At 64.3% G+C, this 24614-nt stretch carries 29 protein-coding genes; 10 read left to right on the top strand and 19 right to left on the bottom strand.

What is annotated here, in order from left to right:
* Window positions 1-2: 2 nt before the first annotated feature.
* The 5 genes from OVY48_RS15285 to rsmI all read right to left on the bottom strand — a co-directional run bounded on the left by OVY48_RS15285 (window position 3) and on the right by rsmI (window position 3546).
* Entirely contained in the window at window positions 3-395 is a 393-nt protein-coding gene (locus OVY48_RS15285; RefSeq protein ID WP_313923431.1) for a BA14K family protein, read from the bottom strand.
* 61 nt (window positions 396-456) lie between these two features.
* Window positions 457-1074 (bottom strand): DedA family protein, encoded by a 618-nt coding sequence (locus OVY48_RS15280; protein WP_313923430.1) that lies wholly within the window; start codon window positions 1072-1074, stop codon window positions 457-459.
* 162 nt (window positions 1075-1236) lie between these two features.
* A complete protein-coding gene (gene gshB / locus OVY48_RS15275; RefSeq protein ID WP_313923428.1) occupies window positions 1237-2211 on the bottom strand; it encodes a glutathione synthase in 975 nt (324 codons plus the stop codon).
* 142 nt (window positions 2212-2353) lie between these two features.
* Window positions 2354-2707 (bottom strand): YraN family protein, encoded by a 354-nt coding sequence (locus OVY48_RS15270; protein WP_313923427.1) that lies wholly within the window; start codon window positions 2705-2707, stop codon window positions 2354-2356.
* Window positions 2704-3546, bottom strand: a complete 843-nt coding sequence (gene rsmI / locus OVY48_RS15265; protein ID WP_313923425.1) for a 16S rRNA (cytidine(1402)-2'-O)-methyltransferase — start codon at window positions 3544-3546, stop codon at window positions 2704-2706. Before rsmI ends, OVY48_RS15270 begins: the two co-directional genes overlap by 4 nt.
* 11 nt (window positions 3547-3557) lie before the next feature.
* On the opposite strand from rsmI, the gene OVY48_RS15260 reads away from it, so the two are divergent.
* Window positions 3558-4763: a penicillin-binding protein activator gene (locus tag OVY48_RS15260; RefSeq protein WP_313923424.1), complete on the top strand. Its 1206-nt coding sequence runs from the start codon at window positions 3558-3560 to the stop codon at window positions 4761-4763.
* Window positions 4764-4820: 57 nt separating this feature from the next.
* On the opposite strand, the gene OVY48_RS15255 is transcribed toward OVY48_RS15260, so the two are convergent.
* Window positions 4821-5918 (bottom strand): AI-2E family transporter, encoded by a 1098-nt coding sequence (locus tag OVY48_RS15255; RefSeq protein ID WP_037479535.1) that lies wholly within the window; start codon window positions 5916-5918, stop codon window positions 4821-4823.
* Between the two features lie 129 nt (window positions 5919-6047).
* On the opposite strand from OVY48_RS15255, the gene OVY48_RS15250 reads away from it, so the two are divergent.
* Together OVY48_RS15250 and OVY48_RS15245 are read left to right on the top strand one after the other, a co-directional pair.
* Entirely contained in the window at window positions 6048-6848 is an 801-nt protein-coding gene (locus OVY48_RS15250; RefSeq protein ID WP_313923423.1) for an RNA methyltransferase, read from the top strand.
* Between the two features lie 107 nt (window positions 6849-6955).
* Window positions 6956-8218 carry an MFS transporter gene (locus OVY48_RS15245; RefSeq protein ID WP_313924801.1) on the top strand — a complete coding sequence of 421 codons (1263 nt, stop codon included), beginning with the start codon at window positions 6956-6958 and terminating at the stop codon, window positions 8216-8218.
* 84 nt (window positions 8219-8302) lie between these two features.
* Here the strand turns inward: OVY48_RS15245 and rplS are convergent, their stop codons facing one another.
* The 10 genes from rplS to OVY48_RS15195 all read right to left on the bottom strand — a co-directional run bounded on the left by rplS (window position 8303) and on the right by OVY48_RS15195 (window position 15290).
* Window positions 8303-8671: a 50S ribosomal protein L19 gene (rplS, locus tag OVY48_RS15240; protein ID WP_037479649.1), complete on the bottom strand. Its 369-nt coding sequence runs from the start codon at window positions 8669-8671 to the stop codon at window positions 8303-8305.
* Between the two features lie 6 nt (window positions 8672-8677).
* Window positions 8678-9415, bottom strand: coding sequence for a tRNA (guanosine(37)-N1)-methyltransferase TrmD (gene trmD / locus OVY48_RS15235; protein WP_313923422.1), 738 nt, complete (start codon window positions 9413-9415; stop codon window positions 8678-8680).
* The gene (locus OVY48_RS15230) at window positions 9412-9684 is read right to left on the bottom strand and encodes a hypothetical protein (RefSeq protein ID WP_313923421.1); all 273 of its coding nucleotides are present in this window, start codon (window positions 9682-9684) and stop codon (window positions 9412-9414) included. Before OVY48_RS15230 ends, trmD begins: the two co-directional genes overlap by 4 nt.
* A 46-nt stretch (window positions 9685-9730) precedes the next feature.
* Window positions 9731-11227 carry a serine hydrolase domain-containing protein gene (locus tag OVY48_RS15225; RefSeq protein WP_313923420.1) on the bottom strand — a complete coding sequence of 499 codons (1497 nt, stop codon included), beginning with the start codon at window positions 11225-11227 and terminating at the stop codon, window positions 9731-9733.
* Window positions 11224-11619, bottom strand: coding sequence for a type II toxin-antitoxin system VapC family toxin (locus tag OVY48_RS15220; protein WP_313923419.1), 396 nt, complete (start codon window positions 11617-11619; stop codon window positions 11224-11226). Before OVY48_RS15220 ends, OVY48_RS15225 begins: the two co-directional genes overlap by 4 nt.
* Entirely contained in the window at window positions 11616-11882 is a 267-nt protein-coding gene (locus tag OVY48_RS15215; protein ID WP_313923418.1) for an AbrB family transcriptional regulator, read from the bottom strand. The genes OVY48_RS15220 and OVY48_RS15215 overlap by 4 nt, the downstream gene beginning before the upstream one ends.
* A 32-nt stretch (window positions 11883-11914) precedes the next feature.
* A complete protein-coding gene (gene rimM, locus OVY48_RS15210; RefSeq protein WP_069066116.1) occupies window positions 11915-12409 on the bottom strand; it encodes a ribosome maturation factor RimM in 495 nt (164 codons plus the stop codon).
* 5 nt (window positions 12410-12414) lie between these two features.
* Window positions 12415-12861, bottom strand: coding sequence for a 30S ribosomal protein S16 (gene rpsP / locus OVY48_RS15205; protein WP_096061049.1), 447 nt, complete (start codon window positions 12859-12861; stop codon window positions 12415-12417).
* 119 nt (window positions 12862-12980) lie between these two features.
* Window positions 12981-14456: a signal recognition particle protein gene (ffh, locus tag OVY48_RS15200; protein ID WP_313923417.1), complete on the bottom strand. Its 1476-nt coding sequence runs from the start codon at window positions 14454-14456 to the stop codon at window positions 12981-12983.
* A gap of 507 nt (window positions 14457-14963) precedes the next feature.
* Window positions 14964-15290 (bottom strand): hypothetical protein, encoded by a 327-nt coding sequence (locus tag OVY48_RS15195; protein ID WP_313923416.1) that lies wholly within the window; start codon window positions 15288-15290, stop codon window positions 14964-14966.
* A 236-nt stretch (window positions 15291-15526) separates the two neighbouring features.
* On the opposite strand from OVY48_RS15195, the gene OVY48_RS15190 reads away from it, so the two are divergent.
* The 7 genes from OVY48_RS15190 (at window position 15527) to OVY48_RS15160 (ending at window position 22405) form a co-directional block, all read left to right on the top strand.
* Window positions 15527-16924 carry an amino acid permease gene (locus OVY48_RS15190; protein ID WP_313923415.1) on the top strand — a complete coding sequence of 466 codons (1398 nt, stop codon included), beginning with the start codon at window positions 15527-15529 and terminating at the stop codon, window positions 16922-16924.
* A gap of 238 nt (window positions 16925-17162) precedes the next feature.
* Window positions 17163-17963 carry a diaminopimelate epimerase gene (gene dapF / locus OVY48_RS15185; protein WP_313923414.1) on the top strand — a complete coding sequence of 267 codons (801 nt, stop codon included), beginning with the start codon at window positions 17163-17165 and terminating at the stop codon, window positions 17961-17963.
* A complete protein-coding gene (gene mtaB / locus OVY48_RS15180; RefSeq protein ID WP_313923413.1) occupies window positions 17963-19276 on the top strand; it encodes a tRNA (N(6)-L-threonylcarbamoyladenosine(37)-C(2))-methylthiotransferase MtaB in 1314 nt (437 codons plus the stop codon). Before dapF ends, mtaB begins: the two co-directional genes overlap by 1 nt.
* Window positions 19277-19391: 115 nt before the next feature.
* Window positions 19392-20324 (top strand): signal recognition particle-docking protein FtsY, encoded by a 933-nt coding sequence (gene ftsY, locus OVY48_RS15175; RefSeq protein ID WP_096061204.1) that lies wholly within the window; start codon window positions 19392-19394, stop codon window positions 20322-20324.
* A gap of 105 nt (window positions 20325-20429) precedes the next feature.
* Entirely contained in the window at window positions 20430-21056 is a 627-nt protein-coding gene (ispZ, locus tag OVY48_RS15170) for a septation protein IspZ (RefSeq protein WP_313923412.1), read from the top strand.
* Window positions 21057-21235: 179 nt separating this feature from the next.
* A complete protein-coding gene (locus tag OVY48_RS15165) occupies window positions 21236-21850 on the top strand; it encodes a superoxide dismutase (protein WP_313923411.1) in 615 nt (204 codons plus the stop codon).
* Between the two features lie 117 nt (window positions 21851-21967).
* A complete protein-coding gene (locus tag OVY48_RS15160; protein ID WP_313923410.1) occupies window positions 21968-22405 on the top strand; it encodes a hemerythrin domain-containing protein in 438 nt (145 codons plus the stop codon).
* A 6-nt stretch (window positions 22406-22411) separates the two neighbouring features.
* Here the strand turns inward: OVY48_RS15160 and OVY48_RS15155 are convergent, their stop codons facing one another.
* The 3 genes from OVY48_RS15155 to OVY48_RS15145 all read right to left on the bottom strand — a co-directional run bounded on the left by OVY48_RS15155 (window position 22412) and on the right by OVY48_RS15145 (window position 24604).
* On the bottom strand, window positions 22412-23944 hold the full coding sequence (locus OVY48_RS15155; protein WP_313923409.1) for a methyl-accepting chemotaxis protein: 1533 nt from the start codon (window positions 23942-23944) through the stop codon (window positions 22412-22414).
* Window positions 23944-24195 (bottom strand): hypothetical protein, encoded by a 252-nt coding sequence (locus OVY48_RS15150; protein WP_313923408.1) that lies wholly within the window; start codon window positions 24193-24195, stop codon window positions 23944-23946. Before OVY48_RS15150 ends, OVY48_RS15155 begins: the two co-directional genes overlap by 1 nt.
* 94 nt (window positions 24196-24289) lie before the next feature.
* A complete protein-coding gene (locus OVY48_RS15145) occupies window positions 24290-24604 on the bottom strand; it encodes a (2Fe-2S) ferredoxin domain-containing protein (protein ID WP_313923407.1) in 315 nt (104 codons plus the stop codon).
* Between the last annotated feature and the right edge of the window lie 10 nt (window positions 24605-24614).

The raw sequence follows: 24614 nt of genomic DNA, 5'->3' as shown, positions 1-24614 counted from the left end.
CGTCAGAGCGTGCAGGTGCGGCTTACGCCCCGACGCACGAAATATTGGTCGGTACGCGAATTATAGCTGCGATAGCGCTGCTGGCAGGCGCGCACATGCTGATACCAGTTGCTGCGATTGCCCCAGCTGCGCGGCGGATCGGACGGGCGGATGCCCCATTTGCTGTCCCAATTGCCATGGCGGCTCTGGCCACTGTTCCGCCCATTGTCGTTCCGGCTGGCGGCGGGAGCGCGGCGGTCGTCACGGTTGCTGGTCTGCGCCTTCTGCGGTCCGCGACGGTCATCGTCCTTGCGTCCGATAGTGCTCCCCGATTGCTGTCCCGGCTGGGCAAGAACAGAGGTAGGGGCAAGCGCCAGAAACATAGCGCTCAATAGTGTCGCGGTTTTCATCAACATCAAAACAAACTCCGATAGTCAGCCGGGTTTAGGCACCTGACCGACGAACGAAGCGCTGTGGCTATCGCTCCTCGCAAACAGGCGCCTTGGGCTTCCATGTTGCTAGACGCCACAGATAGAGGATTACCGCCCCTACGACGCAGATTGTCGCGGCCGGGCCGATATATTTGTCGATCTCGCTGAAATTCTTGCCCAGTACGAAGCCAGCATAAGCCAGGATGATGTTCCAGATCAGCGCCCCGCCGGTAGTCCACAGCAGGAAGCGGATATGCCCCATCCGAAACAGTCCGGCGGGCAGCGAGATCATCGTCCGCAGCGCGGGCATGAAGCGGAAGACGAAGACGACGATCTGGCCATATTTGCCGAACAAGCGGTCCAGCGCCTCGACATCGCCCCACTCCAGCGTCGCCCAGCGGCCATAGCGATCGACCAGCGGCTTCAACCGGGCAAAGCCCAGCACATGGCCAACCATATACCAGAAATAATTGCCAACCGTGGTGCCGATCGTGCCCGCCAGCAGCAGCCAGCCCATGTCCATCCGCCCTTGGCCGACACGAATGCCGCCAATGCCCATGATCAGTTCGGACGGAATCGGCGGAAAGACATTTTCCAGCACCATCAGCAGGAAAATGCCCCAATAGCCGCCCGCATCGATCAGGCGCAGCACCCAGTCAGTCATATATCGCTCACAGCCCACCAGCCAGCAGGCCGCTGACGTCCGCAACGAAGTACCGACCTATCCTCCGTTCGCCCTGAGCTTGTCGAAGGGCCGCACTTCCTGAAAGAAAGGACAGGGCTTCGACAGGCTCAGCCCGAACGGGCGAAGGGTAACACAAAAGCCTCAAACCGCCACGCGCGCTGCGAGTCGGGCGTCGATCGCGTCCCAGATCAGCCCGCCGGTGTCAGTCCCGTCGAACGCTTCGATCGACACGATGCCAGTCGGCGAGGTCACGTTGATCTCGGTCAGCCATTCGCCGCCGATCACGTCGATACCCACGAACAGCAGGCCGCGCCGCTTGAGTTCCGGCCCCATCGCCGCGCATATTTCGCGCTCCTTGTCGGTCAGCACGGTCTTGGCCGCAGAGCCGCCGACCGCCAGGTTGGACCGGATCTCACCCGCGCCGGGAATGCGGTTGACCGCCCCCGCGACTTCGCCATCGACCAGCACGATGCGCTTGTCGCCCTCCGCGACGCCGGGAATGAAAGCCTGAACCATGAATGGCTCGACCCATGAGGCGTTGAAGAGTTCCACCAGCGAGGAGAGGTTGGCGCCATTTTTACCGACATGAAACACCGCCACGCCGCCATTGCCATATAGCGGCTTGACCACGATCTCGCCATGTTCGGCGAGGAAAGATCGCACTTCGGCGAGGTCGCGGGTGATCATCGTCGGCGGCATGAAGCGCGCATAATCCAGCACGAACAATTTTTCCGGCGCATTGCGCACGCTGGCAGGGTCGTTGACCACCAGCGTCTCATCCTGCACCCGCTCCAGCAAATGGGTGGCGGTGATGTAGGACAGGTCGAAGGGCGGGTCTTGCCGCATCAGCACGACATCGACATCGCGGCCAAGGTCGATCATCTCTTCCGGCCCATAAGCGAAATGATCGCCATCCACCTTCTGCACATGCACCGGCCGCGCCTTGGCCAGCACCCGGCCGTCGCGGAACGTCAGGTCATGGGCGAGATAATGGTAGAGCCTGTGCCCCCGCGCCTGCCCCGCCAGCATGATGTGAAAGGTCGAATCGCCCGCGATCTTGATGCCCTCCATCGGGTCCATCTGCACCGCGACGGTCAGGGGGTTGAGCTGCGTCATTGGGGTCATCCTCATATAATGACTCGTCATGCTGAACTTGTTTCAGCATCCATTCGTCCTACCGCCGCGTATATCCGCAGCCGCAGAGCCAATGGACCCTGAAACAAGTTCAGGGTGACGAAGGGGTGTATGGAAGGACAGATCACCCCCCATGCCAGACATTCGCCAGATGGCGTGGCGCGCGGCCCGGCGCAAGGAGGATGACGTCGATTCGCATATCGTCGCCCGCTTTGCCGAGGTCATGCCACAAGATTTCCGCCGCCGCCGCGACCCGGCGCAACCGCCGTTCGTCGATCGCCAGGTCCAGTTCCGCCGCCGTGGCGCGCGCCTTCACCTCCACGAACGCCAGCATCGTGCCCTTGCGCGCGACCAGATCGACCTCGCCCGCTGCCGTCCGCATCCGCCGCCCAACAATCTGCCAGCCTTTGAGCCGTAGCCACCAGGCCGCGATCCGCTCCGCCTGCCGTCCGCGTCGCTCGGCGCTTTCGCGCTTCACCCCTTTAATTCCGTCGCCCGGTCATAGAGCGTGCGCCGGTCCAGCCCCAGTTTCTTCGCCACCTCGCCCGCCGCCTTCGACACGGACAGCCGGGTCAGCGCCTCGCGCAGCGCCGCGTCGGCATCTTCGGCGGTGGCGGGGGGCGCTTCGCCCGGTGGCCCGACCGTCACCACGATCTCGCCCCTGGGCGCGGCATCGGCATAGCGAGCGGACAGTTCGCTCAGCGTCCCGCAGGCCGTTTCCTCGAACGTCTTGCTGATTTCCCGGCTGACCGCTGCCTCCCGGTCGCCCAGATGCGCCGCCATCGCCGACAGGCTTTCCGACAGGCGCGGCCCGCTTTCGTAGAAGACCAGAGTCGCCCGCAATCCCGCCACCTCATCCAGCGCATCGCCCCGCGCCTTGGCCTTGCTCGGCAGGAAACCCATGAACAGGAACCGATCGGTCGGCAGGCCCGACAAGGTCAGTGCCGCGATCGCCGCGCTTGGCCCTGGCAGCGTCGTGATGCTGCGCCCCGCCGCCCGCGCGTCGCGCACCAGCTTGTAGCCCGGATCGGAAATCAGCGGCGTGCCCGCATCCGACAGCAAGGCGACTGATTCGCCCGCCATCCGCTCGACCAGCCGCTGGCGCACATTTTCGCCGCTATGGTCATGATAGGGCAGCATCGGCCGATCAGAGCCTGCATGGCGGAGCAGCCGCGCGCTGACCCGCGTATCCTCGACCGCGACGACATCGGCCAGCCGCAACACCTCCGCCGCGCGGGGAGTAAGGTCACCAAGGTTGCCGATCGGCCCCGCGACGATATAAAGCCCAGGTTCAAGACCCGATGATTGAGTTTCCATAAGGACGCCAGATGACAGAGACGGATGCCTCCCGGCAAGCGGACTTGTTCGCTTCCCTCAAACGCGGCGCACGGCTGGCTTTCGCCGCGAGCGCCCTGATGCTCGCCGCCTGTCAGTCGATCGTCCCCAAGGGACCGGCCCCGACGACGCCCACCGGCCCGGCCCAACCGTCCGGCCCGACCGTGACCGAAGGCCTGCCGACCGACACCATGCGCCATCGCGTCGCGCTGCTGGTGCCGATGAGCGGCACCAATGCGGGCGTCGGCCAGTCGATCGCCAACGCCACCACGCTGGCGCTGATGGACACCAAGACCGACAAGGTCCGCATCACCACCTATGACACCGCGCTGGGTGCTGCGGCGGCGGCCAACAAGGCGCTGGCCGATGGCAACCGCCTGATCCTTGGTCCCTTGCTGGCCGACGACGCCCGCGTGATCGGGCCGATCGCGGCGCGCGCCAATGTGCCGGTGATCAGCTTCTCCAACGACAGCGGCGTTGCGGGCAGCGGCGTCTATATCATGGGTTACAACCCCAATCAGTCGATCGAGCGCGTCGTCGGCTTTGCCCGGCAAAAGGGGCTGAGCCAGTTCGGCGCGCTGATCCCGCGCGGCACCTATGGCGAGCGGGCGGGCAACGCCCTGCTGCGCGCGGTCGAGCAGGCGGGCGGCACGGTCGTATCGATGCAGACCTTCGACCGCAGCCCCGCGTCGATGACGGCGGCGGTCAAGAAATTGCAGGCTTCCTCCAGCTATGACGCGCTGCTGATCGCCGACAGTGGCCGCGTCGCGTTGCAGATCGCGCCGATCGTGCGCAAAAATGGCGGCGCGACGGCGCGGCTGCTCGGCACCGAATTATGGAATACCGAAGGCTCGCTGTCGGCGAGCCCGGTGCTGCGCGGCGCCTGGTTCGCCAGCGTTTCCGACAGCCTCTATCGCCAGCTCGCCACCAAATATCGCGCCCGCTACGGCAGCGCGCCCTTCCGCCTGTCCTCGCTTGGCTATGACGCCGTGCTGCTGACGGTGCGGATCGCGCAGGACTGGAAGCCCGGCAGCGCCTTCCCCGCCGCGCGCCTGCGCGACGCAGGCGGCTTTTCCGGCATCGACGGCGCATTCCGCTTCTCGCGCTCCGGCGTTGCCGAACGCGCGCTCGAAGTGACCGAAATCGGCGCAGGCAACATGACCGTCATCGCGCCCGCGCCCCGCAGCTTCGGGGATTAACGGAAAGCGAGCGTCACCCGGCCGGCCACCCGGCGGGCCGGGCCAGCGCTCGGTGCCTTACCCTTCCGCGAGGCCACCCACCTGCCGCATCCGAGTGAAGATGTTCCACGTCGCGATGAACAGCGCCGCGATCACCGGGCCGATGACGATGCCGTTGAAGCCGAACAGCTCGATCCCGCCCAGCGTCGTGATCAGTACCACATAATCGGGAATGCGCGTATCGCGGCCGACCAGGATCGGGCGCAACACATTGTCGACCATCCCGATGATCAGCACCCCGCACGCCACCAGCACGATCGCCTGCCAGATCGCGCCGCTGGCGAACAGGTAGATGGCGACAGGCACCCACACGATCGCCGTGCCGACCGCGGGCAACAGCGAAAACGCCCCCATCAGCACCGCCCAGAGCAAGGCGCCTTCGATTCCCAAGGCCCAGAAGACGATGCCGCCGATCAAGCCCTGGACGATGGCGACGACGATGCTGCCCTTGATCGTCGCGCGGATGACGATGACGAATTGCTGGATCAACGCCTGGCGCTGGCTGGCCCGCAACGGCGCGGCGGCGACGATGCGCTGCGACAATTTTTCGCCATCGCGCAACAGGAAGTAGGAGAGGTACAGCATCACGCCCAGCGCCATGAAGAAACTGAAGGCGCTCTGGCCGATCTGGAACGCCTGCGCCGCGAGCACCCGGAAACTGCTGGTGATGCCCTTCGTCACCATCGCCTGCGCCGCATCGAAATTGCTCAGGCCCAACCGTCGCAAATAGGGGCGCGACCAGTCGGGCAGTGCCGCCATCATCTGCGAGAAGAGCCGGGCGAAGTCGATCTCCCCCGACTGGACCTTGCCGTAGAAATAGGCCGCTTCCTGCAACAGCGCCGCCCCCAGCACGAAGGCCGGGATGATGACGATCCCCAGGATCAGGAACAGCGTGATCAACGCCGCCCCGTTGCGATGGGTCGGCATTTTCTCCAATATATTGCGATAGATCGGCGCGAACAGAATGGCGGCGATCACCCCCCACAATATCGCCGCGAAGAAGGGCTGGATCACCAGCAGAAAAGCGATCGACACCAGCACGACGACGCCCAGGAAAAAGCCATCCTCTATCTTGGGCGAGACGTGCAGCGGCGGTGGGGGCGTTTGGGAATCCATGCCCGCTCCTTCGCAAGATTCGGCAATCAAATCCATCTCCGAACGACCAGCCGACCCTGCCCTCTGTCCTTTTGTCGTTTCCGTCGATAGAGAAGCCCATTCCTTGGGCAATTGGGACGTCGAGCAACCGTGGCACGCGAAATCACCGGATTTTCAAACCCGCTGGTGAAGCGTGTCCGATCCTTGCGCGAAAAGAAGTTCCGCAAGGCCGAAGGCCTGTTCCTGGCCGAAGGCCTGCGCATCCTGACCGAAGCGCGCGAGGAAGGCGTGCTGCCCGAAATGCTGTTCCACGCCGGGTCCACCCATCCGCTGGCGACCGAGCTGATTGCGGCGATGGAAGCGGCGGGCGGTGACGTCATCGAAACCAGCGCGGACATCCTGTCGAAGATCAGCGGCAAGGATAATGCGCAGGCCGTGGTCGGCGTCTATCGCGACCGGCTGACGCCCTTGGATGCGCTCGATCGTACCAAAGCGGACATCTGGATCGTCGCGCAATCGCTGCGCGACCCCGGCAACCTTGGCACCATCTTGCGCACCGGCGACGCGGTCGGCGCAGGCGGCCTCATCCTGATCGACGATTGCGTCGACCCCTTCTCGGTCGAATCGGTCCGCGCCTCCATGGGCGCGCTGTTCACCCAGTCGATCACCCAGGCGCGCTGGCCCGAATTCATGACCTGGCTGCGCGCTGGCCCCGGCGAACTGATCGGCACCAGCCTCAAGGCAACCCACGACTATCAGGAACCGCGCTACCAAAGCCCGTCCTTCCTGCTCGTCGGCAATGAAGCGCAGGGCCTGCCCGAAGCCTATGAAGCCGAATGCGACCTGCTGGTGAAGATGCCCATGCTGGGCAAGGCCGACAGCCTGAACGCGGCGGTAGCGACGGCAGTGATGGCCTATGAACTGCTCAACCAGAAACGCAAAAAAGGATAGCCGTCATCCCAGCGAAAGCTGGGATCTCAATTCTTTTGGGAGTGGCTAACAGAAGGGAGATTCCAGCGTTCGCTGGAATGACGAGGGGGGAAAGCGAGATGAAACAGATGAGCGGCATAGGCGAAATGTGGCGGCACAAGCGCGTGCTGACGGCCAGCCTGGTCGGCACGGCGGTCGAATTTTACGACTTCTACATCTACGCCACCGCCGCCAGCCTGATCTTCCCGGCGCTCTTCTTCCCCTCCTCCTCGCCCACGGCGCAGTTGATGGCCTCCTATGGCAGCCTGGCGCTCGCCTTCTTCGCCCGGCCGCTGGGTGCCGCTGTCTTCGGCCATTATGGCGACCGCGTCGGGCGGAAGGTAACGCTGGTCACTTCGCTGATGCTGATGGGCGGCTGCACGCTGGCCATCGGTTTCCTGCCCACCCATGCGCAGATCGGCTGGTGGGCGCCGCTCATCCTGTGCCTGCTGCGCTTTGGCCAGGGGCTGGGCCTGGGCGGCGAATGGGGCGGCGCGGCGCTGCTGGCGGTGGAGAATGCCCCGCCCGGCTGGCGCGCGCGCTTCGGCATGTTCCCGCAACTGGGCGCGCCGGTCGGCTTCATCGCCGCCAATGGCCTGTTCCTGATCCTGGGCACCATCCTCACCGAAGAGGAGTTTTTCGCCTGGGGCTGGCGCCTGCCCTTCCTCGGCAGCGCTGTGCTGGTATTCCTTGGCCTCTGGGTCCGCCTCAAGCTCACCGAAACCCCGGAATTCGCCGCCGCCCAGGCCGAAGCACCGCCACCTGCCATGCCGCTCGCATCGCTGTTCAAACATCATCTGGGCGCAGCGATCGCGGGCACCTTCGCCGTCGTCGCCTGCTTCGCCATCTATTATATCGCGACCGCCTTCGCGCTCGGCTACGGCACCACCACGCTCGACATCGACCGCAGCGATTTCCTCTCGATCCAGCTTGGCGCGATCCTGTTCATGGCGCTTAGCATCCTCATTGCAGGCTGGTGGGCGGACAAGACCAGCCCGACCCGCGTCCTTGCCTGGGGCTGTGTCGGCACGGTCTTCATGGGGTTGATCTTTGGCCCGATGATGGGCGCGGGCACGCTGCTGCCAATCTTCCTGATCCTCAGCCTCGCGCTATTCCTGATGGGCTTCGTCTACGGGCCATTGGGGGCCTATCTCCCCGCCCTCTTCCCGATCCAGCTCCGCTACACCGGCGCGTCCTTCGCCTTCAACTTGGGCGGCATATTGGGCGGCGCGCTCGCCCCGATCGTCGCCACCTGGCTGATCGCAGTCCAGGGCGTCGAATTTGTCGGCCTCTATATGTCCGCCGCCGCCGCGATCAGCCTGGCAGGCCTGTGGTGGACCAGCCGCCGCTAATCCGCCGCAAAAGAAAAAGGGCGGCGCTCCGATGGAGCGCCGCCCTTTCCTGTTTCTACGCTATCCCGTGGGACAGCCGAAGGATCAACCCTCGGTGCGCACGTCGCGGCGCTCGGCGATGCGAGCGCGCTTGCCGGTGCGGCCGCGCAGATAATAGAGCTTCGCACGACGCACCACGCCACGACGGACGACAGTGATCGAATCGATGTTGGGCGAATAGAGCGGAAATACGCGCTCCACGCCTTCGCCGAACGAAATCTTGCGCACGGTGAAGTTCGAACCCATGCCCTTGTTCGAACGCGCGATGCACACGCCTTCGTAATTCTGGACGCGGCTCCGTTCGCCTTCGACGACCTTCACGCCGACGCGCAGCGTGTCGCCGGCGCGGAATTCGGGGATTTCTTTGCCGAGGGCGGCGATGTTTTCCGCCTCGATCTGCTGGAGGATGTTCATGAAACGTCAGTCCTTCAAGTCGCGTTGCGCACCAGAGGGCGACTGGACCCGAACGCCGCTGTGACGTTCCCAAAGGTCCGGCCGCCTTAGCCGTGTATCATCGACCGCCCTTTGTTTCCGCCAGGCGGCGATCTTCGCATGATCCCCCGATCGCAACACCTGCGGGATCATACGTCCCTCCCATTCGACCGGTCGGGTATAATGCGGATATTCAAGCAGCCCCGTTTCAAAGGACTCCTCGACTCCGCTGGAAGCCGCGCCCATTACACCGGGAAGCAGCCGGACGCAAGCATCGAGCAGCAGCAGCGCGCCCATCTCGCCGCCCGACAATATGATGTCGCCCATGCTGATTTGCTCGATCGGCCGGGCATCGAAAATCCGCTCGTCAAACCCTTCGAACCGCCCGCACAGGATCGTCGCGCCCGGCCCCTCCGCCAGTTCGCGCACCCGCGCCTGCGTGATCGGCACCCCGCGCGGCGTCATGGCGAGGACGGGCAGGTCAGGTCGCCGCTCCAGCGCATGATCGACCGCCTTTGCCAATATGTCGGCGCGCAGCACCATCCCCGCGCCGCCGCCTGCGGGCGTATCGTCAACCGTGCGATGCTTGTCGGCCGCAAAATCGCGGATGTGGATGGGATCGCAGGCCCATTTCCCCTCCGCCAGCGCCCGCCCAGCCAACGACACACCAAGCGGCCCCGGAAACATCTCCGGGTAGAGCGTCAGGACTTGCGCGGTAAAGCTCATCGCCGCCGCGCCCGCATCTTGGCGGCGGACCAGCCTCCGCCCAGGCACAATGCCCCGCACAACAGCAGCGTGAGGCCTATGGTCCGCAACAGGTCGGCAAAAGGCCGCTCAGGATGAATGAGGCCGGGCAGCAGCACCAGCAGCGGCACCGGGCAGACCAGCGCCACCGCAGCCGCGATCTTGAGGCCGCGCGACCAGCCAAGGCCGAACAAGCGCCAGCCAGCGGCCAGCATGGCGATCAGATAGAGGGCGGTGAATATCTGGGGCATGTCTTGCGCTTAGGCGATGCCAGCCGCAGCGTCCAGACGGCTGCTGTCAGGGTGCCCGCACCGTGAAGGACAGTTCCTGTATCTGCGCATCGGGCGTCGGGGCCAGCAAGATCGTACCCGCCACCCGTCCGCGCTCGCATGTCCAGGTGAACCGCCCCGCCAGAGCGCCAGTCGCAACAACCGGCGCATCGCTCGCACATGCGCCCACCTCCTGCTTCACCGCCGCGATCCTTTTACCCCATTGCGCCGCGTCGTGATCCATCAGGAAATTCATCGCCAGCCGATCGCGCGCCGCCAGCACATCGCCCGCCGCATAGATGCGCCCCGCCGCTGCGTAACCGTCCGCCAGCAGCGCCGACACCGGGATCGTTCGGGCCATCAATGCCCCCGCCTTGTGCAGCGCCACCGCCGCGTCCCAGGCCGGGCCGCTGCCGCCATTATAGGTGCGGTTCGTAAAGACGAAGATGCCCACGCCATAGTCCGGCATCAACATGACATGGCTGCCATAGCCCGGATAGCCACCCCCATGGGCCAGCGTCAGCCCCAGGTCGCAATCCTGCGCCACCCGCATCGCAAAGCCATAGGCCGCCGCCTGTCGGCATGCCGTCGCCCCGCTCGCGCCATTGCGCTGGGCGACCCCCATGAAATTGCTCCCCTGCGCCAGCATCCGCACGGACGCGCGTGCCACCGGCCCCGCCTCCGCATCATCGCGCGCGGGCCAGGCGGACAGCAGGAAGGCGACCCAGCGCGCATAATCCTTGGCGCTGGTCTGCAAGCCCCCCATGGCCCCGAACGCCCCGTCCGCCATGGTCGGTTCAACCGTCCAGCGCCCCTCTTCCCAACGATAGCCCATCGCGCGCTGTTCAACCGGCCATTCGCGCACCTGATAGCCACTCGACGCCATGCCGAGCGGGGCCAGCAGCTCGCCTTCGACATAAAGGCGATAAGGCTGGCCCGACACATTGGCGATGATCCGCCCCAGCAGCGCATAGCCGAAATTGCTATATTCATAACGCGTGCCGGGTGTAGTGCTGAACGGCACGCCGGTTTGCAACATCCGGGTAAAGTCGGCTTCGGGCAGAGGCGTTTGCCGATCGCCCCAGGGGTTATCATCGACCAGCCCAGCGCTGTGCGTCAGCAGGTCGCGGATACGGATACGCGGACTGTCCTTGGTCGGATAGGTCCATCCCCGCATTTCCGGCACATGCGTTTCGGCCAGATCATCGAGGCCGAGCTTGCCCTCGTCCCGCAATTTCAGGATGGCGAGCGCGGTAAACGCCTTGGTCATCGACGCGATCCGAAACAGGCTGTCGGGCGTAACGGCCCGCTTATGCACCAGATCCTGCACGCCCAAGCCCTTCACATGGACCAGCCTGCCGTCCGCGACGATGCCATAAACCAGTCCCGGTGCCCGACTATCCACCTGAAAATCGGCAAACAGCCGGTCGATCTCAGGGATGGCTGCGGCGATCTTCTGTGCGTCGGCGGCATGGGCCACCGGGGCCGCCGCGATGCAAAAGGCAGCGACAATCGCGCGGATCATATCGTCCAATTCTCCAGCCTCAGCCCCTGTATGTCGGCGAAATCGCGTTCGTTGCGCGTGACGAGCGGCACGTCCAGCGACAGCGCCTGTGCCCCGATCAGCCGATCGAAACTCTTGCGGCGCACGCCGACCTGTCGGACGACCGCGCCATAGGTCGCCGCCGCCCGATCATCGAACGGCAGGACATCCAGCATCGCCAGGAAAGCATCGACCCGGCGCATGTCGCCCTTCGGATCACTGGACGCGCGACTGCCAACCCGTAGCTCCGCTGCGGTGATGGCCGATACCGCCAAGCCACCAAAAGCCTGACCGACCCGTTCGGCCAAGGACGCGCTTCGCCCCAGCAAAAAATCGATGCAGACATTGGTGTCGAGCAGATAGCGACTGGTCATGCGGCTTGGGGCGTGTTCGACGTCCAGTCCCGTTCACCCTGGTCGATATCGCCGCGCCCTTCCTGCATGAAGTCGCTCGACATGCTGCCATATAGCGCCAGGAAGATGTCGCGGGCCTGATCCTCCTTCCAGAAGGAGAAGCTGCCATCCTCATGGGGGACCAGTACGACCTCTTCGCCGTCGGACAGGCCCAAAGCCTTGGGCAAACGCAATGCGACGGAATTGCCAGACTTGAAAATCTTGGCTCGATATTCTTCGCCCATCGCCACGCCTCCGTATGCACGGAGCGTATATACTACTCCACGAACAGCGCGTCAATCACCGCCCGCTCCGCCTCCAGCGTCACCGCATGCATCGGCGCCATGAAACGCTTGCCGGGCTTGCCCTCGACCGATGGTCGCTGCACTTCGACAATATCGCCCGCGCCGAAATTCTCGATCGCGATGATCTCGCCCAGCGCTTCCCCCTCGCTCGAAAGACAAGGCAGGCCGATAATGTCGGCATGATAATATTCGCCCTCGGCCAGCGGCGGCAGGGCGGATCGCGGGACGGTCAGCGCCGTGCCGCGCAGGGCTTCGGCCGCGCCGCGATCGCCGATCTCGGCAAAGCGGGCGACCGCGCCATTGGGGCCGGGGCGCACCGACTTCAACGTCAATGTGCGCCCCGCCGCATCGAAGCTGCCATAGGCTTTGAGGCTTTCGGCCCCTTCGCCAAACAGCTTGAGACGGACTTCGCCCGCCACCCCATGCGCCCCGACGATCGCGGCGAGCGTGACGGGCTTGTCCGTCAAGACAATCAGCCCTCGGCCTGTTCGGTCGCGGCTTCCTCGGCGGGAGCCTCTTCAGCCGGCGCTTCAGCAGGCGCCTTGGCAGCTTCTTCAGCGGCAATGCGCGCTTCTTCGGCTTCGGCCAGCTTGGTCGCACGGTCTTCGGCGCGATCCTTGGCCTTCTGACCCGGCACGGCCTTGTTCGGGTTGTTGCGGACGATCCGCTCCTTCACGCCAGCGGCGTCGAGGAAACGGGCAACGCGGTCGGTCGGCTGCGCACCAGCGGCAACCCAATGCTTCGCACGCTCGACGTCCAGGATGACGCGCTTTTCGTCGCCCTTGGGCAGGACGGGGTTGTAGCTGCCGATACGCTCGATGAACTTGCCATCACGCGGCGCGCGGCTGTCGGCCACGACGATGCGATAATAGGGACGCTTCTTGGAACCACCGCGCGAGAGACGAATGGACGTTGCCATGGAACTTAACCTTTCTGACTTGAATATATATGTTTGATTTCGTCATCCCAGCGTAAGCTGGGATCTCTCTTCCCCTTGAAGAAGTGAGACCCCAGCTTGCGCTGGGATGACAGGTTACTTCACTTCTTCATGAAATTCTGAAAGCCCGGCGGCAGTTTTGGCATATTGCCACCCAGCCCGCCCAGGCCCGACAGGTCAGGCCCACCAGCGCCGCCATCCGGCCCGCCAAGACCACCCAATCCGCCCATTCCACCGCCACCGGTGAACATCTTGGCCAGCCCCTTGAGGCCACCCATCTTGCGGATCTTCTTCATCGCGCCTTCCATCTCCTGATGCATTTTCAGGAGGCGGTTGACGTCCTGCACCGTCCGCCCGGCGCCCTTGGCGATGCGGATCTTGCGCTTGGCGTTGATCAGGGCGGGCCGTTCCCGCTCCTTGGGCGTCATCGACCCGATCATCGCGTCGAGGTGGATCAGCGTCTTGTCGTTCGCGCCGCTGTTCGCCATCGCCGCCTGCGCCTTCTTGAGGCCCGGCAACATGCCCGCCAGCGCGCCCAGGCCACCCATGCGGCGCATCTGGTTCAACTGGCTGCGCAGGTCGTTCATGTCGAACTGACCCTTGGCCATCTTCTTGGCGAGCTTGTCGGCCTCGTCCGCGTCGATGCTTTCAGCCGCCCGCTCGACCAGCGACACGACATCGCCCATGCCCAAAATGCGCTGCGCCACGCGCTGCGGATGGAAAGGCTCGATCGCGTCGAGCTTTTCGCCCGTGCCCGCGAATTTGATCGGGCGACCCGTGACGGCCCGCATCGACAGCGCCGCACCACCGCGCGCATCGCCATCCATCCGGGTCAGCACGACACCGGTCAGCGGCACCTGCGCGGTGAAATTCTGCGCGACATTCACCGCATCCTGGCCGGTCAGCGAATCGACCACCATCAGGATTTCGGCGGGGCTGCTCGCGTCAGCGACAGCCTTCATCTCGTCCATCAGCGCCTGATCGACATGCAAACGCCCGGCGGTATCGAGCATCACCACGTCGAAGCCCTGCAGCTTGGCCGCCTGCAGCGCGCGCTTGGCGATATCGACCGGCTGCTGCCCGGCGATGATCGGCAGCGTCGCGACATCGCACTGCGTACCCAGCACGGCCAACTGCTCCTGCGCGGCCGGGCGCTGCACGTCGAGCGACGCCATCAGCACCTTCTTGCGCTCGCGCTCCTTGAGGCGCTTGGCGAGTTTGGCCGTCGTCGTGGTCTTGCCCGACCCCTGGAGGCCGACCATCATGATAACGGCGGGCGGGGTCACGTCGATCATCAGGTCCGACGTTTCGGACCCCAGCGTTTCGGTGAGCGTGTCGGAAACGATCTTGACGACCATCTGCCCCGGCGTAACCGACCGCAGCACGTCGCTGCCAACGGCCCGTTCGGTCGCCTGATCGACGAACTGACGCACGACCGACAAGGCGACATCGGCTTCGAGCAGCGCGATTCGCACCTCGCGCATCGCGGCGCGGACATCGTCCTCCGTGAGCGCACCACGCCCCCGCAGTTTATCGAATACCCCACCCAGACGATCGCTCAGCGAATCGAACATCATCACCTCAATTGGGCCAAAAGGCCCGGAAAACAGCAGCTACCCTGCCAAAACGACAAAATCGCCGGTGGGCGAAACCTCGCCAACCAGCGTCCATACAAAACGCCTGGTGCATCCTGTTTTCAGGATGCGCGCTCAATGGATTTGTCAGGGACCGAACGGCAAACCGCCCGATTGCTGGCGTGCGCTTAGAGGAAAGCGGGCGGAATGGCAAGCGCAGCGCGCGGACGGACTGGTGGAAGAGCCGCGCCACGGTCGTCATTGCCGCGAAAGCGGGGATCCATCTCCCCAGCGCCGCACTTGGGAGGCTGCAAGAAGATGGCTTCCCGCCTTCGCGGGAAATGACGAGATGGGTGGTTCGCAGACACCCATCCCCCGCCGTCACCCCGGACCCTTCGACAGGCTCAGAACAGGCTCGATCCGGGGTCCATGAGCCTCAACCTAGCAATGACGTCTCACCCGTGAGCCAATGGATGCCGGGTCAAGCCCGGCATGACGGCAGAGGGCTGATTACGGACGTTCGTCGCAGCGCGACTTGTCGGGGGCGGGTGACCGGTATTCTGGTCTGTCGAACGTCGGCAACTGGTTTTTGACGTGCTGGCGTGCGGACCGCTCACCATGAATGATGACAAACAACCAGGCGGAAAATGCCGCGGTGCCCACCACAAAAATAGTTAGATAGAAAATAAAGCCAGCCGGGTTGTCGATCCACGAAGCGCGCGCCAACCTTGTTTCCAAAATTCCGGTGCTGAGAGCCAACCCAATTTTATAAACGCCGAACGCGATGATACCCACTAAGGCCACGCACAATAGCTGGATTTTGCTTCGATCGGTCATGCTGCAGGCGTAATCTTACAGCATCAAATTTTTGTTAATTTTGCTCGATCCGGCGTCCTAAAATAATCCCCATCACGCACCGCTGTCCTACCCGCACCTGAGCCGCTATACTCCCCCCGCACCCCATGCGCTCCGCCCCCGACTTTCCGATAGGATCAAGGCCGCGTAATTTTATGTCGAAATCTGCGGGAAATGTGCGAAGCGAAGGGCGACAAGATGAGGGGAGCCTGAGACATATGAGTTGGACACGCCGCAAGTCGATCGAAGCGATGACGCCGACGGGGGACCAGCATCGCCTGGCCCGCACCCTGTCCTGGCCGCATCTGCTGGCGCTGGGCGTCGGCGCGATCGTCGGCACCGGCATCCTGACGCTGATCGGCGTCGGCGCGGACCGTGCCGGGCCGGCCGTCCTCCTCTCCTTCGCCATAGCCGGCGCGATCTGCGCCTGCGCCGCGCTAGCCTATGCCGAACTCTCGACCATGATGCCCGCAGCGGGCAGCGCCTATAGCTACTCCTATGTGGCGCTGGGCGAAGGCATTGCCTGGATCGTGGGATGGAGCCTGATCCTCGAATATAGCCTTGTCGTCTCGACCGTAGCGGTCGGCTGGTCGGGCTATGCCGCGCCGCTGCTGACCGGGATCGGCTTTCCCGAAGGGCTGACGCAGGGGCCGGAACTGGGCGGCCTCGTCAACCTGCCCGCCATCTTCATCATCGCCGTGGTCGCTGGCCTGCTCATGCTCGGAACCCATGAAAGCGCCCGCCTCAACAGCATCCTCGTCCTCATCAAGATCGCGACCTTGAGCCTGTTCGTCTGGGTCGCCCTGCCCGCTTTCGATGCGCAGAATCTTGAACCGTTCATGCCCTTCGGCTTCGCCAAGGCCATGGGACCGGACGGGGTCGAGCGCGGCGTGATGGCGGCCGCCGCGATCATCTTCTTCGCCTTCTACGGCTTCGACGCCATTTCGACGGCGGCGGAGGAAGCCAAGAACCCGGACCGCGACCTCGCCATCGGCATCGTCGGGTCGCTGATCGTCTGTACCTTGATCTATGTCCTGGTCGCGGCCGCCGCGATCGGGGCCATGCCCTTCACCCGCTTTGCCGACAGCCCCGAACCCCTCGCGCTGATCCTGCGCGAAATGGGTCGCGGAGAGGTGGCGCGGATCGTCGCCATCGCCGCCGTCATCGCCCTGCCGACCGTGCTGCTGGGCTTCCTCTACGGCCAGAGCCGCATCTTCCTGGTGATGGCGCGCGACGGTTTCCTGCCCCAAAGCCTCGCCAAAATCTCCAGGCGCGGCACCCCTGTGCGCATCACCATCGTCACTGCCGTCTTGGTCGCCATCATCGCGGGCCTGCTCCCCATCGATGAGATCGCCGCCCTCGCCAATGCCGGCACCCTGATCGCCTTCACCGCGGTCGGTGCCTGCCTCCTAGTCCTGCGCCGCCGCAGCCCCGACCTGCGCCGCCCCTTCCGCACCCCCGCCGCCTGGTTCGTGGGGTTAGGCGCGATCGCCGGTTGCGCCTATCTGTTCATCAGCCTGCCGAGGGACACGATATTGGCGTGTTTCGGGTGGAATGCGCTGGGGCTGGTCGTGTATTTTCTGTACGGGCAGAAACGGGCGACTGCGGTCCAGTGACGATCAAGTCGCTGGGATGAACCGCCAGCGAAGCGTGCATCTTAAGCGCCATTATTGACCTCCCCCTTCCGTTCGGGCTGAGCTTGTCGAAGCCCTTTACTGAAAGCTATCGTTAATCGATTTCCAGACACCCGTGACATCATAAAATAGAGACGGCCTTCGACAAGCTCAGGCTGAACGAAATGAAGGGGAATGCCCCCACTGGCCTTTTTCCGCCCCACCCCCTACATGCGCGATCATGGGACGCTTCTCGAAAATGCATGGTCTGGGCAACGACTTCGTCGTGATCGACGCGCGCAGCGACGCGATCGAAATGACCCCGAATCTCGCCCGCGCCATTGCCGATCGTCATGCCGGGATCGGCTGCGACCAACTGATCCTGATCGGCAACGCGCCCGATGCGGACGTTTCGATGCAGATTTTCAACGCGGATGGCAGCGAGGTCGAGGCTTGCGGCAACGCCACCCGCTGCGTGCCGTTGTTCGTCGGCCGCGACGTGTCGATCCGCACCAAGGCAGGGCTGCTCGAAGCCAAGGCCGTCGATGGCGGCGTGAGCGTCGACATGGGCGCGCCACGTTTCGCATGGGACGCGATCCCGCTCGCCTACCCCATGGACACGCTGACCATGAGCGCGAGTTGGGAAGACCTGCCCCCGCCTGCCGCCGTCAATGTCGGCAACCCCCATGTCATCTTCTTCATGGACGCTTGGGACGGTGTGAACTTCGAGCGGCTCGGCCCGCTCATAGAGACCGACCCGCTCTTTCCCGCCCGCATCAACGTCAATTTCGCGCAGGTCATGGCCGACGATCATATCCGCCTGATCGTGTGGGAACGCGGCGCTGGCCTGACCCGCGCCTGCGGCACCGGCGCCTGCGCCACCGCCGTCGCCGCCATCCGCCGCAAGCTGGTACGCGGCCCCGTTACTGTCAGCCTGCCCGGCGGCGATCTGGTCATCGGCTGGGCACCGGGCGGCACGATCAGCATGACCGGCCCCGCCACCCATGTCTTCGATGGCGAGGCTGACTGGGCGCGCTTCTGATGAGCGGCCCCGCCATCATCACCATGGGCTGCCGCCTCAACATTGCGGAGAGCGAGGCGATCCGTGACCTGGCGCAGGGGCAGGACGACCTGATCGTCGTCAATAGCTGCGCCGTCACCGCCGAAGCCGTGCGCCAGACCCGCCAAGCGATCCGCCGCGCCCGGCGCGAACGGCCCGACGCGCGGATCATGGTGACCGGCTGCGCCGCCCAGACCGAGCCGGAGACCTTCGCGGCGATGACCGAAGTCGATGCGGTGATCGGCAACCGGGAGAAGCTAGAGGCGGAAACATACCAACGTCCGTTCGCTTCGAGCGAAGTCGAGAAGCGCTTCTCGACTTCGCTCGAAGCGAACGGCGCTTTTGGAGCGATGCCCAAAGTCCGTGTCGCCGACATCATGGCCGTGCGCGACACCGCGCCCCACATGGCGTCCGCCTTTGCCGACCATGCCCGCGCGTTCCTGGAGGTGCAAAATGGCTGCGACCATCGCTGCACCTTCTGCATCATCCCCTATGGCCGGGGCAACAGCCGCTCCGTCCCCGCAGGCGCGGTATTGGACAAGGCCCGCGAACTGGCCGCGGCGGGCTATCGCGAGATCGTGCTGACCGGCGTCGATGTCACCAGCTACGGCCCCGACCTGCCGGGCAGCCCGTCGCTTGGCTCATTGGTCGAGCGCATCCTGACCGGCGTCCCCGACCTCCCCCGCCTGCGCCTCTCCTCGATCGACAGCGTGGAGATAGACGACCGCCTGTTCGACCTGATCGCCCACGAACCGCGCATGATGCCGCACCTCCACCTCTCGCTCCAGGCGGGCGACGACATGATCCTCAAGCGGATGAAGCGCCGCCACAGTCGCGCCGACGCTGTCCGCATCGTTGAACGGCTCAAGACCGCCCGCCCCGCCATCAGCATCGGCGCGGACATCATCGCCGGTTTCCCGACCGAGGATGAGGCGATGTTCGAACGGAGCCTGACGCTGATCGCCGACTGCGACATCGTCCATGGCCATATCTTCCCCTATTCGCCGCGCGCTGGCACACCCGCCGCACGGATGCCGCAGGTCGATCGCACGGCCATCAAGGCCCGCGCCGCCCAGTTGCGCGCTGCCTGCACGATCCAACGCGAAGCCTGGCTACGCAGCCTGATCGGCACGACCCAGTCGGTGCTGGTCGAACGCAGCGGCCTGTCGGGCCATGCCGAAAACTTCGCCCCCGTGCGCTTTGCAAGCCAGCAACTGCCCTCGACCATCGTCACCGCCCGCATCACGGGGCTTGAGAAGGACACGCTGATCGCGCAAGAGGCGGTTCAAGAATGACGCTCTTTTTTCCGTCATTCCCGCGCAGGCGGGAACCCATCTCCCAACCGCCGCGCTTGATGCTGCGTCGGGAGATGGATCCCCGCCTGCGCGGGGATGACGATGGTGGATGAACATGGCTGACATTTCCTGGCGCGACCGCCTCTTTGGCGGTTTGAAGCGCACGTCCGACAAGCTCGGCGATAATCTCACCGGCCTGTTCGGCAAGGCCGCCCTGGACGCGCAGACGCTCGACGAGATCGAGGAAGCGCTGATCCTGTCCGACCTTGGCCCGGCCATGGCCGTGCGGGTGCGCGAGCGGCTTGCCGAAGGCCGGTTCAACAAGGAACTGACCGAAGATTATCTGCGCGAGATCATCGCGGAGGAAATCGAGAAGGTACTGGCCCCCGTCGCCCGGCCATTGGAGATCGAAGCCTTCCCCCGGCCGCAGGTCATCCTGGTCATCGGCGTCAACGGATCGGGCAAGACCACCACCATCGCCAAGCTCGCGCATAATTTCCTGGAACAGGATTATGGCGTGATGCTGGCGGCGGGCGATACGTTCCGCGCTGCGGCGATCGGCCAGCTCAAGGTGTGGGCCGAGCGGTTGGGCATCCCGATCGTCGCGGGCAAGGAAGGCGGCGACGCGGCGGGTATCGTGTTCGATGCGGTCAAGCAGGCGACCGCCACCGGCATCGACGTGCTGATCGTCGACACCGCAGGGCGCTTGCAGAACAAGACCGAGTTGATGGACGAACTGGCCAAGATCCGCCGCATCCTGGGCCGGCTGAACCCGGCTTCGCCGCATGACGTCGTGCTGGTGCTGGATGCGACCACTGGCCAGAATGCGCTGAACCAGATCGAAGTGTTCAAGGAAACCGCACAGGTCACGGGCCTGGTCATGACCAAACTCGACGGCACGGCGCGCGGCGGCGTGCTGGTCGCGGCGGCAGAGAAATTCCGCCTGCCCATCCATGCCATCGGAGTCGGTGAAAAGATCGAGGATTTGCGGCCCTTCGATCCCGGCGACATGGCGCGCGCTATCGCAGGAACAGCCTATGCCCGCTGATGCAGTCCCTTCGTCATGCCAGCGAAAGCTGGCATCTCCCTTCCTTCTGATCGCCGCGAAGAAAAGTGGGATCCCAGCGTTTGCTGGGATGACGGAGCAATTTTGATGACCCAGCGCAAATCCACGCAACAGCCCGCCCATAGCGGCACGCTCAGCCTCGCGCTCGATTTCGGGCCACTGCTGGTCTTTTTCCTCGGCTATAAATTTCTCGGCATGATCGTCGGCACGGCGGCCTTCATGATCGCCATCGTCATCGCGGTGATCGTGTCGAAATGGAAGCTGGGTCGAGTTTCGCCCATGCTCTGGCTATCGGCGGCGCTGGTGCTGTTCTTCGGCGGCCTGACCATCTATTTCCATGACCAGAGCTTCATCCAGTTGAAGCCGACCATCATCTACGCCTTTTTCGCGTTGATGCTGTTCGCCGGGCTGGCACGGGGCAAGCCGCTGCTCAAATATCTGTTGCAGGCCGCCTATGATGGCCTCAGCCACCCCGGCTGGATGAAGCTGTCGCGCAATTGGGCGCTCTTCTTCGTCGCCATGGCGATCGCGAACGAAGCGATGCGCCGGTCGCTGAGCTTCGACACCTGGCTCGCGGTCAAGGTTTGGGGCGTGACGATCGTGTCGGTGATCTTCGCCGCCGCCAATATCCCGATGCTGATGCGCCATGGACTGAAACTGGGCGACGAGCCTGCCAGCGACGATCTGGGCGAGACGACCCCGCCCCAGGGTTGAACCGCCCGCTAAGCCCTTATTTCTGCGATCGTTTCGCAATAGGCATATAGGCCTTTTTTTCCGCGTGCGGGTGCGCATATGGAAGGGCGCGGCGGCGTTTCGCGTCCCGCCTGGACCCATAATAGATCGACCGCGCCAGTCATCGTGCGGCCGTCCCACCGAACCTTAGGAGTTCCGCCATGGCTTTTGTTCTGCCCGACCTGCCCTATGCCAAGGATGCATTTGGCGACATCCTGTCGGCCGAAACCTTCGACTATCACCACGGCAAGCATCATAACGCCTATGTGGTGAAGGCCAATGAACTGGTCGCCGCCGACTCCGCCCATCAGGGCAAGTCGCTGGTCGAGCTGATCAAGTCGACCAAGGGCGGCCTGTTCAACCAGGTCGGCCAGATCTGGAACCACACATTCTACTGGCAGTCGCTGTCGCCGACCAAGACCGCGCCGACCGGTGACCTGCTGGCCAAGATCGAAGAGGCGTTCGGTTCGGTCGATGCGCTGATCGAGAAGATGAAGGCGGAGGCCGTGGGCCACTTCGCCAGCGGCTGGGCCGCGTTGATCCTCAAGGACGGCAAGCTGGAAGTCACCAGCTATCATGACGCCGACACGCCGGTCGCGCATGAGGGCCATGCCCCGCTGCTGATCGTCGATGTGTGGGAACATGCCTATTATATCGACTATCGCAACGCACGCCCCGGCTATGCCGACCGCATCCTCAAAGACGCAATCAACTGGGACTTTGCGGCGCTGAACCTGGATGGCGAAGGCGCCAGCCGCGCCGACCAGCCGGCCTGATGCACAAGGGCGGTCCTACAAAGGGCCGCCCACTTTTTTGCGCCGTTACGGACCTTACACAATCTTTTGTTAAACCCCGAAGCGCATCATCGCCTGTCCTTTAGGGAGGGGCGACATATGATGGATATGACGGCGCTGCGGGGGCAGCATGAACAAATCAGCCTGACCGCCCGGCAACTGGCGCAGGCCACGAGTGACACAGGCACACCGCAAAGCGTTGCGGCGCTGCGATGGTCACTGGCGCGACAATTGATCGCGCATCTCGCGCTGGAGGATCGCATCCTCTATCCCGCCATGCAACGGGCGCCGGACTTGGCCGCACGCAAGACAGCCGCCCAATTGCAGAGCGAAACCGGCGCACTGGCCGATCGCTTCACCCGCTATATGGCCGAGTGGAGCGATGATCGCATCGCCCGCGAATGGTCCGCTTTCTGTGCGGAAACCCGGCTGATCCTGGCGGCGCTGGCCGAACAGGTCGACCGCGAGAATCGCACCCTCTATCCATTGGCGGACCAGCAACGACGCCCCATGCCACCGGTCGCACGGGCAAGCTGACCGGGCTCAGGCCGCTTCGAGTTGCGCCACGAACAGGTCTGTCGCGCGCTGCAAATCCTGCGCCGTGCGCGACAGACCGGAAGCGGCACTCGACACCCGCCCCGACAGGCTTTCCGTGCTGCGGGCCATGTCCGCCACTTGCTCCATTCGTCCGGCCATGATGGTGGCGTCCTGTGCCGTATCCCGCGCCGTCGCACCAATGGCCGCCGTCGCATCCCGCTGATCCGCCACCGCGCGTTGGATCGCATCGGCGGCATCGGCCAGTTGCTCGACTGCGCTCGCGACATCGGACAGCGCGTTTTGGGCGACTCCTGCGCCCTGCTGCGCCGAAGACGCCAGCGACTGGATCTCCCCTGTCGCATTGGCCGCCTGCCCCGCCAATTGCTTCACCTCGCCCGCCACCACGGCAAAGCCACGTCCGACATCCCCGGCGCGCGCTGCTTCGATCGTGGCATTGAGCGCCAGCAAATTGGTACGCGACGCGATCTGGGTGATCGAATGGGCAAAGCTGGTGATGGAAGCGGTATGATTTTCCATGTCGCGCATCGCTTCATGTCCGGCGTTGGACACACGTTGCGCCTCGCCACCCAGCGTCGCCTGCTGATGCGCGGCCGAGGCAATGGCCGTGATGGATTCGGACAATTGATCGATCCGCTGCGCCAGCATGGCAGCCCGCGCCGAGGATTGTTCGGCGGCATGGACAGTCTCGCCCGTGCCCGCGCTTGCCCGACGCGCGAGATCGTTCAGGGACAGGGCCGACTCCTCCAATTCGCCCGTCGCTGCACTGACGGCATCGGCCACTTCGGCGATCGACTGGCGGAAGGCCGCGAGCAATGCCAGCGTTTCGGCGCGGCGATCCGCCATCATCTGTTCGCGTTCCCGCTCCCTTTCGATCCGCAGCGCCGCTTCGCGCGCATCAGCCTCACGCCGCGCCGCCATCGCCGCTTCCGCAGCCGCGCGCCCGGCCTGGGCCTGTTCGGCCAACTCCGCCGAGCCCGCAACATGGCTGTCCAATGCCAGCAGCATTTCGCGCAGGCGAACGCTCAGATAGCAGAGCACCGACGCCTGCAGGATCACCGCCACACCATGGAGCGCGATCCGTTCAAGATTGCCCTGCCCCGGAAAGACCCACGACGGCGCAAGATAGTTGAGCAGCAGATGATGGAGCGCAACCAATGTCGCACCCAGCACGATCGGCCGCCAGTCATAGAGCAGCACCAGCCCCGCCAGCGCTACGAAGAAATACATATGGCCGTCCATTTGCCAGCCATGGCCGGACAGCAGCACGACACCGATGGCAGGCTGCACCGCCGCGAGTGTGCCCATCACCATGCGCGCTTCCAGATCCCGACGTCCGCGCAGGACCATCACCGTGGGCAGCGCATTGACCAAGGCGGACAGGAACATCGCCTTGATGCTGTCCTCTTCGCCCATCGCCATGGCCATCAGGCCCAGCACCACGGTCCAGACCCAGTTGGCGAGCAACAGGATACGCAGACCCTGCAAGCGCAGACGGCCAAGACTGCTGATCGCGTTCATCAGCCCAGATCTCCGCAACCACCAGCGTCAGCCGCAATGGCCAGGACACCTGCCATGAACAAGGGCCGCGCCAAGGCGTCACGCCGTCCCTCCACCACCAGCGATCCCGCCCATGGCCCGGCAGCGATCAGCCGCGCACCATGGGCCACTGCGACGCGCGCAAGCCCCGCGCGCCCATCCTGGGTCATCGGCATCAGCAGCATGCGTCCGCTGACGGGGGGCATGGCGTAAAGCATGGCCAGGCTGCTCATCACCAAGCAGCATTGAACGGATAGGGACGTGCCAGGACGCAAGCGCGCAAAAAATGTCATTCCATCCGGATAGGATTGAATGGTAAGGATAATATTAAGGCTGTTTCGCCGCACCGATGCCCAAAGTGACAGCTAGTTCATCCAGATCGGCGCCCGGTTTCACCAGCAACCATTCGCGACTCGCCGCGCCGTTGACCACCGTCACCGCGCCCTTGGGACAGATGCCCAGGCAATCGACTTCGATAATCCCGGCCGCCGCTTTGCGCCCTTTGCCCAGTGTCAGATGCTTGCGCAGCGCCTTGGCCAGCCGCTCATCGCCATCTGGGCCAAAGCCACCGTCCAGTTTCTTGGCACATTTGCGGCACACCAGCACGGCGTTGCGCCAGTTGGAACGGACATGATCCTTCATCGATCGGCCT

It is taken from the genome of Sphingobium sp. SA2, from assembly GCF_032227065.1.
Classification (GTDB): domain Bacteria; phylum Pseudomonadota; class Alphaproteobacteria; order Sphingomonadales; family Sphingomonadaceae; genus Sphingobium.
This window is presented reverse-complemented; position numbering and strand designations above follow the sequence as displayed.